Origin of the sequence: Bacillus methanolicus PB1 (genome assembly GCF_000262755.1) — a bacterium.
Classification (GTDB): Bacteria; Bacillota; Bacilli; order Bacillales; family Cytobacillaceae; genus Bacillus_Z; species Bacillus_Z methanolicus.
Genome location: NZ_AFEU01000002.1, coordinates 27,955 through 43,240 on the forward strand (window position 1 = coordinate 27,955; position 15,286 = coordinate 43,240).

Genomic DNA, 15,286 nt, shown 5'->3' on the forward strand with positions numbered 1-15,286 from the left:
GATATTTTGTATTATATAACAGATTTTTTAAAAATGAAACCCCTTTAAAAATTTTTTAAAAAATATTTTAAAGCCTATCTTCTCGAAGTTTTTTGATTTATGCCAATGAATTTCTATTGAGGATTAGAGGATAGAAACAAGTTGGATGAAGCTAAAAAACCCCTTCCCAAAATGAGAAGGGGCTGAAAGTTCCTAGAACATTTCTGAAGTTGTTTTTGCTTGCATGTGAAGAAGCAAGTAGTCAGGACCTCCTGCTTTTGAGTCTGTACCGGACATGTTGAATCCGCCAAACGGCTGGTACCCAACGATGGCGCCAGTACATCCGCGGTTAAAGTACAGGTTTCCGACATGGAAATCTTCGCGCGCTTTTTCGATATGTTCACGATTATTTGAGATAACTGCACCTGTTAAACCATACTCGGTATTGTTCGCAATTTCAATTGCATGGTCGAAATCTTTCGCTTTTGCAAAACCGACAACGGGTCCGAAGATTTCTTCCTGCATGATGCGTGCATTAGGATCAAGGTCGGCAAATACAGTCGGCTTAATGAAGAAGCCTTTAGAGTTGTCTCCTTCCCCGCCTGTCATCAATTTGCCTTCCTGCTTCCCGATTTCAATATATTCCATAATTTTGTCATACGCGTTTTGATCAATCACAGGACCCATGAAAGTGTTTTGATCTTCAGGATTTCCTAGTGTTAATTGATTCGTTAACTCCACGACGCGGTTTAATACTTGATCATATACATCCTCAACGACAACCGCACGGGAACAAGCCGAACATTTTTGCCCGGAGAATCCGAACGCAGACGCTACGATCGATTGCGCTGCCAGTTCAAGATCAGCTTCTTTATCAACGACAATGGTATCTTTTCCTCCCATTTCAGCGATCACTCGCTTCAGCCAAATTTGGCCCTTACTTAATTTCGATGCGCGTTCGTATATGCGTAAGCCCACATCGCGGGATCCCGTGAAGGAAATGAATCGAGTATCTTTATGATCAACTAAGTAGTCGCCTACTTCTGCACCGCTTCCCGGAACAAAGTTTAACACGCCTTTTGGAAGGCCTGCTTCTTCCATCACTTCTACGAATTTCGCTGCGACAACCGGAGTTGCAGAAGCAGGTTTTAACACAACTGTGTTTCCAGATACAATAGCCGCAACCGTTGTTCCCGCCATGATCGCTAACGGGAAGTTCCAAGGGGAAATAATAACTCCGACTCCTAATGGAATGTAGTCGTAGCGGTTGAACTCATTTGGACGGCTGTTTACCGGTACACCATCTTTGATACGAAGCATTTGGCGTCCATAGTATTCAAGGAAGTCAATCGCTTCTGCTGTATCGGCGTCCGCTTCTTTCCATGGCTTGCCCGCTTCTTTTGTCAATAACGCTGAAAATTCGTGCTTGCGGCGGCGAATGATCGCTGCAGCTTTAAACAGCACATCTGCACGTGTTTCCGGCTTCACTTTTCTCCAAGTTTTGAACGCTTCTACGGCAGCCTGCATCGCTTCTTCAGCAAGCTCTTTGTTTGCTTTTGAAACCCGGCCGATAACTTCATCTTTATTGGAAGGATTGATGGAAACAATCTTATCTTCTGTTGAGATGCGCTTCCCGCCAATAACTAAATCATAGTTTTGACCTAAATAGCTCTCAACTGTATTTAAGCCTTGCAGGTACGCTTTGCGGTTTTCTTCCACAGTAAAGTCTGTAAAAGGTTCATGTTTGTATGGTTGTACCATTTTCCTGCCTCCTTATGAATTAAGCGTTTACATACAGTTACCATTCTATCATGTTTCTTTTCTTCACTTCAAACAGAGGAAATATTCTTATTTTTCCTAGTATTCCTAAAGATTAATATCCAAAATAAAAAAGGAGGCTGCCTCGTAAGGGTCTGACCCTTAGGCTTTTGAGACAGCCTCGCGCATTTTACTCGTAAATATGAACAAACGGTTCATCTTGTTCGGCCTTTCGGACAATTAGTGCTTCCGGACCGTTTACAGAGGTGATGCTCACACTAACGGAAATATAGTCAGGAAAATGTTCCATTACCAATCCGGTTACATATTGGGAAAATCCTACTGCTTCGGCTTTTCCATAGAATTGGATCGGAATATTAATATTTAGTTCCTGCAGCTGCCCTTCTGCATAAAAAGCTTTTCCGATAACGCCGTTAAAGTTAGGAAAATATTCTTCTACATCCTGTTTAAAGTTTTGAAACATTGTCCAATCCTCACGGTGTTTCTCTTCCGCCTCCGGAGAAGGAAACAGCATATAATCCTCATTCACTTTTTCCCATTCACCGATACTTGAACTGCCTTCCGCTACATTTGTGTAAGCAAAAAAGTTGCCGGGTACGACAGAAGTACGGCTTTCCTGTTCAAACAACCCTATCATAATGGGCACATCCTTTAATCCATCCATTTTTCTTAACCGTTTGACCACTTCTTCAGCTATTTTTTTCCCTTCTCTCTCAAGTTCCTCATGTGGGATTTTCTTTTCAAAAGTGGCTCCAAATTGTTCTTTTTGATAATAATGGACTGAATTTAAAGCCAGGCCGATCACAACACCGCCAAGATGGTATGTTTCATTTTCTCCCTTTTCGAGATAGTCGTGTTCTAAAATATGGGCAAGGTAAATCGGATTCCTATTATTCCGTTCTTTTATATCGCCTTTTCCGTCATCAAGCGGGTTAAGCCCAATGTTTTCTTCTTCGCTGAGATTTTCTTCCTTTAACTGTTCAGATGTAAATTTTCGGTTTAACCAGAGTTGTACGGTTTTCCGGTCAAGATTTTGTCCTTCTTTAAATACATATTTATCAGGATCAAATGTATTTTGGGCCAGCCTCATCAAGCCTGTTTCAAACTCACTAATGTCATATCTCGTATTAAGATTGTTCACAACAAGGCCGCGAGCTTTACTCGGCTCAAAAGGAATAATCGTCCGATAGTATTTTTCCGAAATTTTGTATTTAGGAATAATCGCTTTTTCTTTTTTCGATTCGTCTGTTTTTTGAACGACTTCCTCCTGCTTTTGAAAATTCGGTGCACATGCAGTCAGCAAGAGGACAAAAGATAACGCGATTATTGAGAGTTTTCTCACCGTATTTCCACCTCTTATTTCGTTAATTCTTCAAGCAGTCTCTCCTCATTCCAAACCTCAATTCCCAGTTCCTCTGCCTTTGCAAGTTTCGAACCGGCATCTTCTCCCGCAATGACAAGATTCGTTTTCTTACTCACGCTTCCGGAAACATTTCCTCCAAGAGCCTCAATTTTTTCCTTTGCTTCATTTCGTGTGAGCTGTGCTAATTTCCCTGTTAGCACAATCGTCTTTCCGGCAAAGTATGAACCTGATTCTGCAGGTGATGCTGGGATTGTCCCTTTATATTCCATATTAACTCCGGAAGCTTTTAATTCCTTGATTAATTCTCTGACTTCTTCCATTTCAAAAAATGCCACAATGGAATCAGCCATTTTTTCCCCAATTTCATTTATGGCTGTCAGCTCTTCCCTGGTTGCAGACGCCAGTCTGTCCATTGTACCGAATTCTATCGCAAGCGTTTTGGCTGCTTTTGCACCGACATGGCGAATTCCAAGCCCGAAAAGGAGTCTTTCAAGTGAATTTTGCTTCGATGCTTCAATGGCCTGAAGCAGGTTGTTGACGGATTTTTCACCCATTCGTTCCAATCCGAGCAGCTGTTCCCGGGTTAATTTATAAATGTCGGCAACATCATGGACAAGATTTGCAGCAAAAAGCTGGGAAATGACTTTCTCCCCAAGCCCTTCAATATTCATCGCATTTCTTGAGACAAAATGAATAAGGCCCTCACGTATTTGAGCCGGGCATTTCGGATTTATGCAGCGAAGAGCCACTTCTCCGTCAAGCCTGACTAATTCACTCTCGCATTCCGGGCAATGGGCAGGCATGTTGAAATCTTTTTCTTCACCGGTTCTCATATCTGCCAGCACATTTACAACTTCCGGAATAATGTCACCGGCTTTTTTCACGACGACATGGTCACCGATCTTGATATCTTTTTCCCGTATTAAATCTTCATTGTGCAAGGATGCCCTTTGCACCGTTGTCCCTGCAACCCGGACGGGTTCTAAAATGGCTGTCGGAGTGATCACACCTGTACGCCCTACACTCAATTCGATATCTTTTAAAATCGTAACAACTTCCTCTGCCGGAAACTTATAGGCAATCGCCCAGCGGGGGCTTTTGGCCGTTGTTCCAAGCTTTCTCTGCTGCTCTAAAGAGTCTACTTTAACTACAATGCCATCGATGTCATATTCAAGAGCCGGGCGTTTTTCAATCCAGCTGTTGACATACTTAATCACTTCATCAATGTGTGCAAGTTTCTTGCGCTCTTTGTTCGTTTTAAATCCGAGCTTTTCAAGTAAATCAAGGCCTTCACTATGGCTGACAACACCGGTTTCCCCAGGATCACCAATTCCGTACAGGAAGATGTCAAGATTGCGGGAAGCAGCAATTCGCGGATCAAGCTGCCTCAAAGAACCGGCAGCAGCATTTCTCGGGTTTGCAAACGGTTCTTCGCCTCGTTCCTCCCGGACTTTGTTTAACGCTTCAAAAGACCGCTTAGGCATGAAGGCTTCCCCTCGAACTTCGATTGTTACAGGCTCGTTAAGCCTCAATGGAATCGAGCGAATTGTTCTTAAGTTTGCCGTAATATCTTCTCCGGTTGAGCCGTCCCCTCTAGTTGCACCCAACACAAACAAGCCGTCTTCATAACGAAGAGACACGGCAAGGCCGTCGATTTTCAGTTCGCATACGTATGAGAAGTCGTCACCGATCATTTGGCGGATGCGCCGGTCAAAATCACGCAAATCCTGCTCGTTAAACGCATTGGCAAGACTGAGCATTGGCGTCCGGTGCTCCACCTTTTTAAACATGTCAAGAACTTCTCCGCCGACACGCTGGGTTGGTGAATCAGGAGTCTTGAATTGCGGAAATCGGGATTCCAATTCAATCAGGTCACGCAAAAGGCGGTCATACTCGGCATCTTGTATGGATGGCTTATCGAGGACAAAGTATTCATAATTATATTGGTTAAGAAGATTTTGCAAATCTTTTATTCGCTTTTCAGCTGTTTGTAAATCCATAAGCCCAACCCTTCCATATTAAGATTTAGAAATTAAATGTGAAAAGGACCTTATGCTTTCTTAATCGGTGCAAATTTTGCCAGCAGCCGCTTGATTCCAATCGGGTTCGGAAATGCTATATCAAGCTCCGTTCCTTCACCATCGCCTTTTACGCTGACAACGGTGCCTATCCCCCATTTGCCATGCTCGGCCTTGTCTCCCACTTTCCAGTCGATACTATCGCCTCCGGTAGAGGCTGCCACCGGTCTCATTACCGGACGCCTCTCGGGTTGTCTGAATGGTATTCCAAACGACGCAGCCTGGTTCTGAACCTTATGCATTTCCTCTAATAGATCATCAGGGATCTCTTTAATAAAACGGGATTCAGGATTCATTTTCGTCTGTCCAAAAAGCGTCCTCATCTGAGCATTGGTTATATAAAGCTCTTCTTCGGCGCGTGTGATTCCGACATAGGCAAGACGGCGTTCCTCTTCCATTTCCGCTTCTTCCATTAACGAACGGCTGTGCGGAAATACTCCTTCTTCCATGCCAATTAAAAAAACTACCGGAAATTCAAGCCCTTTTGCAGAGTGCAATGTCATTAACACGACCGAATCTGATTTTTGGCCGTCTTCATCAAGACTGTCAATATCTGCAACAAGCGCTAAATCTGTTAAGAAAGCTATTAAGCTTTTATCTTCGCTCGTTTCTTCAAAGTTTTTTGTAACAGACAGAAATTCTTCCAAGTTTTCCAGCCGGCTCTGGGCTTCAAGTAATTTTTCCGCTTTCAGCATTTCGCGGTAGCCTGATTTATCAAGAACTTCATCAACGAGTTCCGTTACAGATAAATACTCTTGCATTCTTGTATAATTTTGAATGAAATCGCGGAATTCAGCCGCCGCTTTCGCAATTTTAGGGCTCAAGCCAATCATGTCAATTGCCTCCAGCGCCTGATACATCGACATGTCATGGGTAACCGCAAAGTTCGCGATTTTATCAATCGAGCTTGATCCTATACCTCTTTTCGGCACGTTAATAACACGCTGCAGGCTGATATCATCATCCGGATTGGCAATCAAGCGAAGATAAGAGAGGATGTCTTTAATTTCTTTGCGGTCATAGAATTTAATCCCGCCGACAATCGAATATTCGATGTTCGATTTCAGCAGCACTTCCTCTATAACACGCGACTGGGCATTTGTCCGGTACAAAATGGCGATATCAGATAGCCGCCGCTTTCCGCTTTCAACCATTTCTTTAATTTTTCCCGCAACAAACTGTGCTTCTGCCTGTTCGCTAACCGCTCTGTAATAAACAATCTTATTTCCTTCAGCGTTTTCCGTCCAAAGATTTTTAGGCTTGCGGTTTTCATTATTGGCAATCACTTCATTTGCCGCTGACAAGATTCTTTTTGTCGAGCGGTAATTTTGTTCTAATAAAATAACCTGGGAATTCGGGTAGTCTTTTTCAAATGATAAGATATTGGCAATATCCGCTCCGCGCCAGCGGTAGATTGACTGATCCGAGTCTCCGACAACACAAAGGTTCTTAAATCGTGCTGCCAGCATCTTTATAAGCATATATTGTGCTTTATTCGTATCCTGATACTCATCGACATGAATGTACTGAAATTTTCGCTGATAATATTCTAGAACTTCAGGAACGCGCTTGAACAGTTGAATGGTTGTCATAATTAGATCATCGAAATCAAGCGCCTGATTTTTGCGGAGCCGTTTCTGGTATTCAGTGTAGACATCACTGACAACCTTTTCGTAATAACCTCCGGCTGTCTTTGCAAATTCTTCAGGATCAATTAATTCATTTTTTGCCGAACTGATTGACCCTAAAATCGCCCGTGGGTCAAACTTTTTCGGATCTATGTTTTTGTCTTTCAAAATACCTTTAATCACTGATTGCTGATCTGTTGCATCGAGAATGGTAAAATTTCTGTTAAATCCGATCCTGTCAATATCTCTTCGCAAGATTTTTACACACATGGAATGGAAGGTTGATATCCAGATTTCCTCCCCGGCACCGCCCATCAAATTTTGAATCCGTTCCTTCATTTCACGGGCAGCTTTGTTTGTAAACGTTATCGCCAGAATATTGTACGGATTTACGCCTTTTTCAACCATCAAATAGGCAATGCGGTGCGTCAGCACTCTCGTTTTTCCGCTTCCGGCTCCGGCCATAATTAAAAGAGGCCCGTCCGCTGCCTTGACGGCCTTTTGCTGCTCTGGATTCAATCCGCTCAACAATTTTTCAGTTAAAAATTTCATTTTATTTTTTCACCACCAAACGAACGCTTGTTCTCATTTTACATTAGACACTATACCTTCTTCAACCGGTATTTAATGATTTAACTGCTGAGACTGTTTTTAAGGCCTCGTCCAAATTTTTATAAACAGCATTACCGACGACGATTACATCCGCATGGACTGCCATTACCTTTGCCTGTTCTTCTGATTCAATTCCGCCGCCATAAAAAAGAACCGTTTCTTGAAGCACTTCTTTTACCTCGCGGACCAATTCCGGATCACCGTATTTGCCGCTGTACTCAAGGTAAAAAATCGGCAAATGGAACATTTTTTCAGCCATCATCGCAAATGATGCGACATCCTCTTGATCGAGGTATACATCTGCGCTTGTTAGCCGGGCAACCTTACAGTCTTCATTTAAAATACAGTAGCCCTCCATAATAATTTCTTCCCAGTTCATAATCTTCCCGTATTCCTTCACTGCCTGCCGATGCAAGCCGGTAATCCACTTAGGGTCGCGGCTGTTTAAAACTGTTGGGATAAAATAGAAATCAAAACCCGGTGTGACAGAATCAATGGTTGAAACCTCCAGTACACACGGAACCGAAAATTTGCGAATCCGAGACATTAAATCAAGAACATTTTCGAGGGTAACGCCGTCCGTTCCCCCTACAATAACGGCATCGGTGCCAGATTCACAGATTCTTTCGAGATCTTCATCGTTTATGGATTTATTTGGATCGAGCTTAAACACATGGCGCCACTCGCGAATATCATACATTGCCAACTGCCTCCTAATATTACTTCCATTACACCATTATAGCATTGATAAAAGTGAACCAAAAAGAAAAAACCGAAGCCAGTCTTCGGTTTAAGAGATATTTATTCACTTACAGTTTCTTGTTCTTTTATTCGATCTAATGCAATTGCATAGGCATCGTTTCCGTAGTTTAAGGAGCGCTTCACGCGTGAGATCGTAGCAGTGCTGGCTCCTGTTTCTGTTTCAATCTTATGATACGTATTTCCTTCACGGAGCATGCGGGCCACTTCTAAACGCTGGGCAAGCGACTGGATTTCATTGACTGTGCAAAGATCATCAAAGAAACGGTAGCATTCTTCCAAATCTCTTAAAGAAAGGATTGCCTTAAACAATTGATCAAGTTGCTTTCCTCTTAGTTTATCAATTTGCATATTTTAATACTCCTTTTTAAGCTAGAAATATTATTTTAGCTGGATTCAAAAGAAACGGATTCCGTTAATCCCGGATCAGATGGAATCACATTGACCCATGTTTTTCCGGGCACGAAGGATGCTTCTTTCCCATTAAAATATGGAACAATTTTGCCGTCCTCGTTTCTCCATTCTACTTCGTTCCATTTCCCTTTTTGCAGCAAATATCCTTTTCCGCCTGAAGTTAAATTGATATCACGCCTGCCGTAATTATCAACCACTTTATGTTCCATTTCAAGAATTAAAATATTGTCAATGAGCACAGGCTCTTTTGATTCATAGTCTGCCGTAAGTTCTTCATTTGTATAGCGTCTGTATTTCTCAAGCTCAGGATCATATTCGTAGCTGACATTAAAAAAGTCATTGAAAAAATAAGAAATCATAACGGAACCAGCTTCCTTGCCGGTTATCTGGTCAAGCTCTTCTTTTTGATAAAATTTCAGCGGATCAGGACTTTCCATTAAATCATAATTGTTTAGTTCAGCTCCCTTTGTAATATTTGCAAACGAAATATAAGAATTATGAGGAGCTTTTCGAAAATCTGCCCGCTTGAACAAAGTGCCGTCATACTTCATCCCGTTTAGGTTGTCAATATATCCTTGTTCAAGCATTTTTTTTGCTTCAGGGCTGTAACCGTGCGCAATAAACAAGCTGTTAAAACCTTTGGCAAGTTCGATAAGATAGTCCCTTGCACTTCGGACAGGTCCAACTTGATCAGGCATTTCACTTTGGAAAACAGCGAGAAATCTTGTTACATCTCCTTCTGCCAGCACCTCATAAACAATGTCTGCTTTTTGCAAGCCTGACTGCGGCCTGGCAGCAGGGTGATTATTAATCACAACAGCGATTGCCCGGTGTTCCGATTGTTGTTCTGTACCGATTCCCGTCAATGGGAATTGGTAGGAAAACTCATTATCTGTTTCTGCTTCCTGAACCACTTCATCCGATTCTTTTTCCCCGGTTACTTCTGCTTTTTCCTGCTTGTTGCATCCTGTCAAAAGCAGAAGCATAATGGATCCGGCAACGACCCATTGTTTTAACATAAAAACACGCTCCTACATACCCTAAAATTTTCTCAGTTATTAAATTTCCTTTATCACTTTTATATTTTAACGCATTATCGACGGAAAGAGTACTATTTTATTCATGACATCGCACATTCCTTGCTGGGTAATCCGTATATAGGACAAGTGGGTTGAAGAAAAAAACAACAATGAATAGATCGGGTCGGCAAACCGGTATCCTTTTTTTTCGCAAGTATTGTAACAATTGTTTTTCTTCCTCAATCAAATCCTCCACTTTTTCGAAGACATAATTCCCTTAATTTGAAGAGGAATTTCAATTAATCAATGTTTTAGTGCCGAATTGTGATGCATACCGTGCAAATGAATGGGAATTATATAACTGAAATGGATGTGCATCCGGTTCAATATCGCAAAAGAAAGGCCTTACATTTAGGGTTAATTAATATATTATCATATTTCGTTGTTTAACGCATTAAAGTATGAAAATAATTATTACAATTTTGTGAGGAGTGTTTTCGTTGATGAATGTAAAAACAAATATCGGAATTGTTAATGCATTAATTAGGATTACAATTGGCTTGACAATTCTATCATGGAGCACTGCAAAGCTTGTAAAAAGACCTTGGCGGGATTCTTATCTTTTTATAGCTTTGCTCGGGGCAATGAAGGTGGCAGAAGGAATTGTTCGTTTTTGTCCTGTGACTGCATTGTTTGAGAATGCTCAGAAAATGACGTTTAACAGTGAGAGCCACGGCAACAACGAACAAGACATGGATCAAATTCTTCCATATAATCCATCGTAAACTCCAATTTTCGCGATTTTTCAAAAAGCATAGATAGGGGCTGGCATATAGCAAAAGGGTCGCCCCTCCGATACAACATATAGACAAACCATTCTATACATTGTCATTATTGGAGAGAGTCAGACCCTTATAAATCAGCCCCTTAATGAAAGGAGATGATTTTAAATGTTTCTTGAATATGTGATGGATATGTCGTTTGTTTTAATTACGTTAATTGGAAGTATTGTTGCCCTAATTTTTGTTTATGTCCGAAAAACTAATAAGAAGCGAGTCTGATAGCTTTATAACCGATGTCTTTACGGTAAAACACGTCACTGCACTGTAAATTTGCAAGCCCTGTATAAACTTTATCCTGCGCTTCTTTTAAGGTTTCCGCTTTTGCCCCGGCAAGTAGCACCCGTCCGCCATTTGTAATATAGTGACCTTCATCATTTTTCTCTGTCCCGGCGTGAAAAACAGCCAGTTCTTTTTCAAGCTTATCGAGCCCTTTTAAAACAGAACCTTTTTTGTATGACTCAGGATAACCCTCTGCCGCGACTACAACTCCAAGCATTGCCTGGTTATCCCACTCGACTTCAGGTATTTTTCCATCTAATAAATCCAAAATCACGGCTACAAGATCCGATTTCATTCTCGGCAAAACCACCTGCGTTTCCGGATCGCCAAAACGGGCATTGAACTCAATTACTTTCGGACCTTTTTCCGTCTTAATAAGGCCCGCATAAAGGATGCCGGTGAAGATTCTTCCTTCCGCAACAAGCGCTTTTGCAGCCGGTTTTAAAATCGTTTCAATCGCTGTTTTAACAGTATCCTCACCTATGTGCGGAACCGGAGAATACGCCCCCATTCCCCCTGTATTGGGACCCTTGTCCCCATCATAGGCACGTTTATGATCTTGTGCGATTTCAAGGGGAACAACCGTTTCACCATGGACAAAAGCCATAAGAGAAAATTCTTCGCCGCTGAGGAATTCTTCAATCACTACACTGGAGGATGCAGCACCAAACTTTTCATGAAGCAGCATTTCTTCAAGGCTTGTGAGCGCCTCCTCTTCCGTAAGGGCGACAGTTACTCCTTTTCCTGCAGCTAACCCATCCGCTTTGATGACAATCGGAGCGCCTTTTTCCAAAATATATTCCTTTGCTTTCTCATAATTTGAAAAAACCTGATATTCTGCTGTCGGAATTTCATATTTTTTCATAAGTTCTTTCGCAAAGGATTTGCTGCCCTCGATTAGGGCGGCTGCCTTTTTCGGGCCGAATACTCTTAATCCGGCTTCGCTGAAGCAATCGGCCAGCCCTTCAAGAAGTGGAACTTCCGGTCCGATGATTGTGAGGCCTATATCTTCTTTTTTTGCGAACTCGAGGAGTTTTTCATGATCATGTTCCTCAATGAAAACCCGTTCGGCCCCATTTTCCATTCCTGGATTCCCAGGAGCAACAAATACTTTATCAACTAATGAACTTTCGCGGACTTTTGTACAAATGGCATGCTCTCGGCCGCCCCGTCCAATGACAAGTACCTTCAATTTTTCCACCTCGCAAGCGTGACTTCTATTTATAATTTTTCGCCAGTTCTAGGTTTATGAACCAGTTTTCATGATTTTATGAGCAAGTTCTCCAGTCTTATGAGCCAGTTCCTTTTTTATCAGTTGATTATTAATGTTTAAAATGCCTTACACCAGTGAATACCATGGCGATTCCGTACTCATCCGCTTTTTTAATTGAATCTTCGTCACGGATCGAACCACCCGGCTGAATAATTGCTGTAATTCCGGCTTTTGCTGCCGCTTCAACTGTATCATCCATTGGGAAAAATGCATCAGATGCCAGCACTGCTCCGTTTGCTTTTTCACCAGCCTGTTCAAGGGCGATTTTCGCAGCCCCGACCCGGTTCATTTGCCCTGCGCCGATACCGAGCGTCATGTCTTTGGCAGCTACTACAATTGCATTTGATTTTACATGCTTAACAACTTTCCAGCCAAGCTTTAATGCCTGCCATTCTTCTTCAGTTGGTTCCCGCTTTGTTGGAACAGAAATCGTTGCATCATCTAGTGTAAACGCGTCCTGTTCCTGAACAAGCAAGCCGCCTTCAATTGATGTAAGCTTTAATTCGCCGGCTTGCTGTTCACCAAACGGAATAGTCAACAATCGCAAATTCTTTTTCGATGCTAAAATGTCAAGAGCTTCTGTTGAAAAAGAAGGCGCAATAATAATTTCTAAGAAGATTCCATGAAGCTTTTTTGCCGTTTCAGCGTCCACTTCGCGGTTCAAAGCAATAATTCCGCCAAAAATTGAGACAGGATCTGCCTCAAACGCTTTTGAAAACGCGTCATAAATCGTTTCGCCTGTGCCAACGCCGCAAGGATTCATGTGTTTTACGGCCACAGCTGCAGGTTCTGTAAATTCTTTTACAATTTGCAGCGCGGCATCTGCATCGTTGATATTGTTATAGGAAAGCTCCTTTCCATGCAATTGCTCGGCATTTGCAATAGAGAATTTTGAACCTAGCGGCTTCCTATAAAAAGCAGCTTTTTGATGCGGGTTTTCCCCGTAACGAAGCGGTTGTTTCAGCTCATATGTCACCGTTAATTTTTCAGGTGTTTTTTCCTCCACCAATTGCGTCATATATTCCGCTATTAGCGCATCATAAGCGGCTGTATGGCGGAAGACTTTTGCCGCAAGCTTCCGGCGCGTCTCTTTTTGCACTTCTCCGGAATTTCTTAATTCAGATAAAACTGTTTCATAATCAGCCGGATCAACCACGACTGCCACATGTTCATGGTTTTTCGCTGATGCTCTCAGCATTGTCGGACCGCCGATGTCAATGTTTTCTATTGCATCCTCGACCGTTGCATCAGGCTTTGCAATCGTCTCCTGGAACGGATAAAGATTCACGCAAACAAGCTGGATCGGCTTAATCTGATGATGGGCAATTTGCTGTTGATGGTCTTTATCATCAAATTTAGCTAAAAGAGCTCCGTGGATTTTCGGATGAAGCGTTTTAACCCTTCCTTCCAAAATTTCCGGAAAATCAGTAACATCACTGATGCCAATTACAGGGATTTTATTTTCCTGAAGCACTTTTTTTGTACCGCCCGTTGAAATAATTTCAAAACCGAGTTCGTCCAGCTGTCTGGCAAATTCCACGATATTCTCTTTATTTGAAACACTGATTAGTGCACGCTTGCTTTTCATTTATCTTCCTCCTTTGATGCAGAAAAGAGCTCTTGCAATACTTCCGGATATAGCTTGTGCTCGACGGCCTGAATTTTTCTTTGTAAACTTTCGCGAGTCTCACAATCTTCAATGCTTACAGCCTGTTGGGCAATTATTGGCCCTGTATCCATCCCTTCATCAACAAAGTGAATAGTCACTCCGCTCACCTTCACCCTTGCCGCTAATGCCTGTCCAATCGCATCCTTGCCCGGAAAAGCAGGAAGCAAAGATGGATGAATATTGACGATACGGCCCTCATATTCCTTTAATAAAGTTGGACCAATTAACCTCATATAGCCTGCTAGAACGATAAATTCGACGCCATATTTCTTTAGTTCGTGCACGATTTCTTTTTCGTATTCTTCTTTATTGATATAATCTTTTGCTGTAAAAACAAATTGCGGGATTTGGGCTGCCTTTGCCCTTTCAATTGCATACGCATTTTTCTGATCGCTTACAAGAAGCTTGATAGTGGCTTTAAGGCTCCCATTGTTAATGGCATCAAGTATCGCTTGAAAATTGCTGCCGCTTCCCGAAGCAAATACGGCGATGTTTTTCATGACTATCCTCCGTTTTTCAACGAATTTCGATTCCGTTTTGATCCGTAACAATTCCGATTTGATAAGCTTTTTCTCCACTATTATTGAAATGCTCGATCACATCAGCTGCTATTTTTTCATCCACAGCTAAAACCATGCCGATACCCATATTAAAAATATTGTACATTTCGCCGCGCTCTAAGTTTCCGACAGACTCCATCACATGGAAAATCGGCAGCACCGGCCATGAACCTTCGTGAATTTCTGCACCAAGCCCTTCCGGCAGCATGCGTGGAATATTTTCAATAAACCCTCCGCCGGTTATATGGGCCACCCCTTTTATCTCAAAGCTTTGAAGGGCTGATAGAATCGGCTTAACATATATCCTTGTCGGACGAAGCAGCTCTTCCCCTAATGTACAGCCCAAATCTTCAACATGATCAGAAATGGACATTCCGGCATCTTTGAAAAAGATTTTTCGAACGAGTGAATAGCCGTTACTATGGATTCCGTTTGAGGCTAATCCTATTAACACATCGCCGGCCTTAATCTTTTCACCTGAAATGAGGTTTGCCTTTTCTGCGGCACCGACTGCAAATCCAGCCAAGTCATATTCTTCTGCTTCGTACATTCCCGGCATTTCTGCTGTTTCTCCGCCAATCAAGGCACATCCGGCCTGTTCGCATCCATCGGCGATTCCTTTCACAATGGCTTCAATCCGTGCAGGGTCTGCCTTCCCGCAAGCAATATAATCTAAAAAGTAAATCGGTTCTGCTCCTTGAACAACAATGTCATTCACACACATGGCGACTGCGTCGATTCCGATCGTATCATGCTGATCCATTAAAAACGCAATCATTAGTTTCGTTCCGACTCCGTCTGTACCGGAAACAAGCACAGGCTCTCTTAGTTGAAGGGATGAAAGATCAAACATGCCTCCAAATCCGCCCAGGCCGCCTAATACACCGGCACGCATCGTTTTTTGCACATGCTTTTTCATTCTCGAAACTGCTTCATATCCTGCTTCTATATCCACACCTGCTTGTTTATAAGCGTTCGCCATCGATGATCCTCCTTGGAAAGTCTCTTGGAAAGGAAAAACGGCATTAAGGG

At 42.4% G+C, this 15,286-nt stretch carries 14 protein-coding genes; 2 read left to right on the forward strand and 12 right to left on the reverse strand.

Translation table 11 applies throughout. The features are described 5' to 3' along the window. Window positions 1-192: 192 nt before the first annotated feature. The 8 genes from pruA to PB1_RS18415 all read right to left on the reverse strand — a co-directional run bounded on the left by pruA (window position 193) and on the right by PB1_RS18415 (window position 9,874). On the reverse strand, window positions 193-1,740 hold the full coding sequence (pruA, locus tag PB1_RS05145; protein WP_003351189.1) for an L-glutamate gamma-semialdehyde dehydrogenase: 1,548 nt from the start codon (window positions 1,738-1,740) through the stop codon (window positions 193-195). A gap of 187 nt (window positions 1,741-1,927) precedes the next feature. Then, a complete protein-coding gene (locus tag PB1_RS05150) occupies window positions 1,928-3,100 on the reverse strand; it encodes a CamS family sex pheromone protein (RefSeq protein ID WP_003351190.1) in 1,173 nt (390 codons plus the stop codon). Between the two features lie 14 nt (window positions 3,101-3,114). Continuing rightward, a complete protein-coding gene (gene ligA, locus PB1_RS05155; protein WP_003351191.1) occupies window positions 3,115-5,121 on the reverse strand; it encodes an NAD-dependent DNA ligase LigA in 2,007 nt (668 codons plus the stop codon). A gap of 50 nt (window positions 5,122-5,171) precedes the next feature. After that, window positions 5,172-7,379 (reverse strand): DNA helicase PcrA, encoded by a 2,208-nt coding sequence (gene pcrA / locus PB1_RS05160; RefSeq protein WP_003351192.1) that lies wholly within the window; start codon window positions 7,377-7,379, stop codon window positions 5,172-5,174. A gap of 61 nt (window positions 7,380-7,440) precedes the next feature. Then, complete coding sequence (pcrB, locus tag PB1_RS05165; RefSeq protein ID WP_003351193.1) at window positions 7,441-8,139, reverse strand: heptaprenylglyceryl phosphate synthase; 699 nt, start codon at window positions 8,137-8,139, stop codon at window positions 7,441-7,443. A gap of 101 nt (window positions 8,140-8,240) precedes the next feature. Further along, window positions 8,241-8,549, reverse strand: a complete 309-nt coding sequence (locus tag PB1_RS05170; protein WP_003351194.1) for a YerC/YecD family TrpR-related protein — start codon at window positions 8,547-8,549, stop codon at window positions 8,241-8,243. Between the two features lie 35 nt (window positions 8,550-8,584). Next, window positions 8,585-9,631: a DUF3048 domain-containing protein gene (locus PB1_RS05175; RefSeq protein WP_003351195.1), complete on the reverse strand. Its 1,047-nt coding sequence runs from the start codon at window positions 9,629-9,631 to the stop codon at window positions 8,585-8,587. A gap of 66 nt (window positions 9,632-9,697) precedes the next feature. Beyond that, entirely contained in the window at window positions 9,698-9,874 is a 177-nt protein-coding gene (locus PB1_RS18415; RefSeq protein ID WP_337999017.1) for an adenine deaminase C-terminal domain-containing protein, read from the reverse strand. Window positions 9,875-10,134: 260 nt separating this feature from the next. Here PB1_RS18415 and PB1_RS05180 point away from each other — a divergent pair, with 260 nt between their 5' ends. Both PB1_RS05180 and PB1_RS18420 read left to right on the forward strand, forming a co-directional pair. Further along, window positions 10,135-10,416 carry a YgaP family membrane protein gene (locus tag PB1_RS05180; protein ID WP_003351196.1) on the forward strand — a complete coding sequence of 94 codons (282 nt, stop codon included), beginning with the start codon at window positions 10,135-10,137 and terminating at the stop codon, window positions 10,414-10,416. A gap of 189 nt (window positions 10,417-10,605) precedes the next feature. Continuing rightward, on the forward strand, window positions 10,606-10,692 hold the full coding sequence (locus tag PB1_RS18420; protein WP_337999020.1) for an EYxxD motif small membrane protein: 87 nt from the start codon (window positions 10,606-10,608) through the stop codon (window positions 10,690-10,692). Here the strand turns inward: PB1_RS18420 and purD are convergent. From purD to purM, 4 genes are all read right to left on the reverse strand, one after another. Further along, window positions 10,673-11,944, reverse strand: a complete 1,272-nt coding sequence (gene purD / locus PB1_RS05185) for a phosphoribosylamine--glycine ligase (protein ID WP_003351198.1) — start codon at window positions 11,942-11,944, stop codon at window positions 10,673-10,675. The genes PB1_RS18420 and purD overlap by 20 nt on opposite strands. Window positions 11,945-12,074: 130 nt before the next feature. Continuing rightward, a complete protein-coding gene (purH, locus tag PB1_RS05190) occupies window positions 12,075-13,613 on the reverse strand; it encodes a bifunctional phosphoribosylaminoimidazolecarboxamide formyltransferase/IMP cyclohydrolase (protein WP_003351200.1) in 1,539 nt (512 codons plus the stop codon). After that, window positions 13,610-14,194: a phosphoribosylglycinamide formyltransferase gene (purN, locus tag PB1_RS05195; RefSeq protein WP_003351201.1), complete on the reverse strand. Its 585-nt coding sequence runs from the start codon at window positions 14,192-14,194 to the stop codon at window positions 13,610-13,612. Before purN ends, purH begins: the two co-directional genes overlap by 4 nt. A 16-nt stretch (window positions 14,195-14,210) precedes the next feature. Continuing rightward, a complete protein-coding gene (purM, locus tag PB1_RS05200; protein WP_003351202.1) occupies window positions 14,211-15,236 on the reverse strand; it encodes a phosphoribosylformylglycinamidine cyclo-ligase in 1,026 nt (341 codons plus the stop codon). Window positions 15,237-15,286: the final 50 nt, after the last annotated feature.

Coding starts and splice junctions, on each gene's coding strand:
- pruA (WP_003351189.1), bottom strand. CDS start 1,740: ATGGTACAACCATACAAACATGAACCTTTTACAGACTTTACTGTGGAA.
- ligA (WP_003351191.1), bottom strand. CDS start 5,121: ATGGATTTACAAACAGCTGAAAAGCGAATAAAAGATTTGCAAAATCTT.
- pcrA (WP_003351192.1), bottom strand. CDS start 7,379: ATGAAATTTTTAACTGAAAAATTGTTGAGCGGATTGAATCCAGAGCAG.
- pcrB (WP_003351193.1), bottom strand. CDS start 8,139: ATGTATGATATTCGCGAGTGGCGCCATGTGTTTAAGCTCGATCCAAAT.
- PB1_RS05170 (WP_003351194.1), bottom strand. CDS start 8,549: ATGCAAATTGATAAACTAAGAGGAAAGCAACTTGATCAATTGTTTAAG.
- PB1_RS05175 (WP_003351195.1), bottom strand. CDS start 9,631: ATGTTAAAACAATGGGTCGTTGCCGGATCCATTATGCTTCTGCTTTTG.
- PB1_RS05180 (WP_003351196.1), top strand. CDS start 10,135: ATGAATGTAAAAACAAATATCGGAATTGTTAATGCATTAATTAGGATT.
- PB1_RS18420 (WP_337999020.1), top strand. CDS start 10,606: ATGTCGTTTGTTTTAATTACGTTAATTGGAAGTATTGTTGCCCTAATT.
- purH (WP_003351200.1), bottom strand. CDS start 13,613: ATGAAAAGCAAGCGTGCACTAATCAGTGTTTCAAATAAAGAGAATATC.
- purN (WP_003351201.1), bottom strand. CDS start 14,194: ATGAAAAACATCGCCGTATTTGCTTCGGGAAGCGGCAGCAATTTTCAA.
- purM (WP_003351202.1), bottom strand. CDS start 15,236: ATGGCGAACGCTTATAAACAAGCAGGTGTGGATATAGAAGCAGGATAT.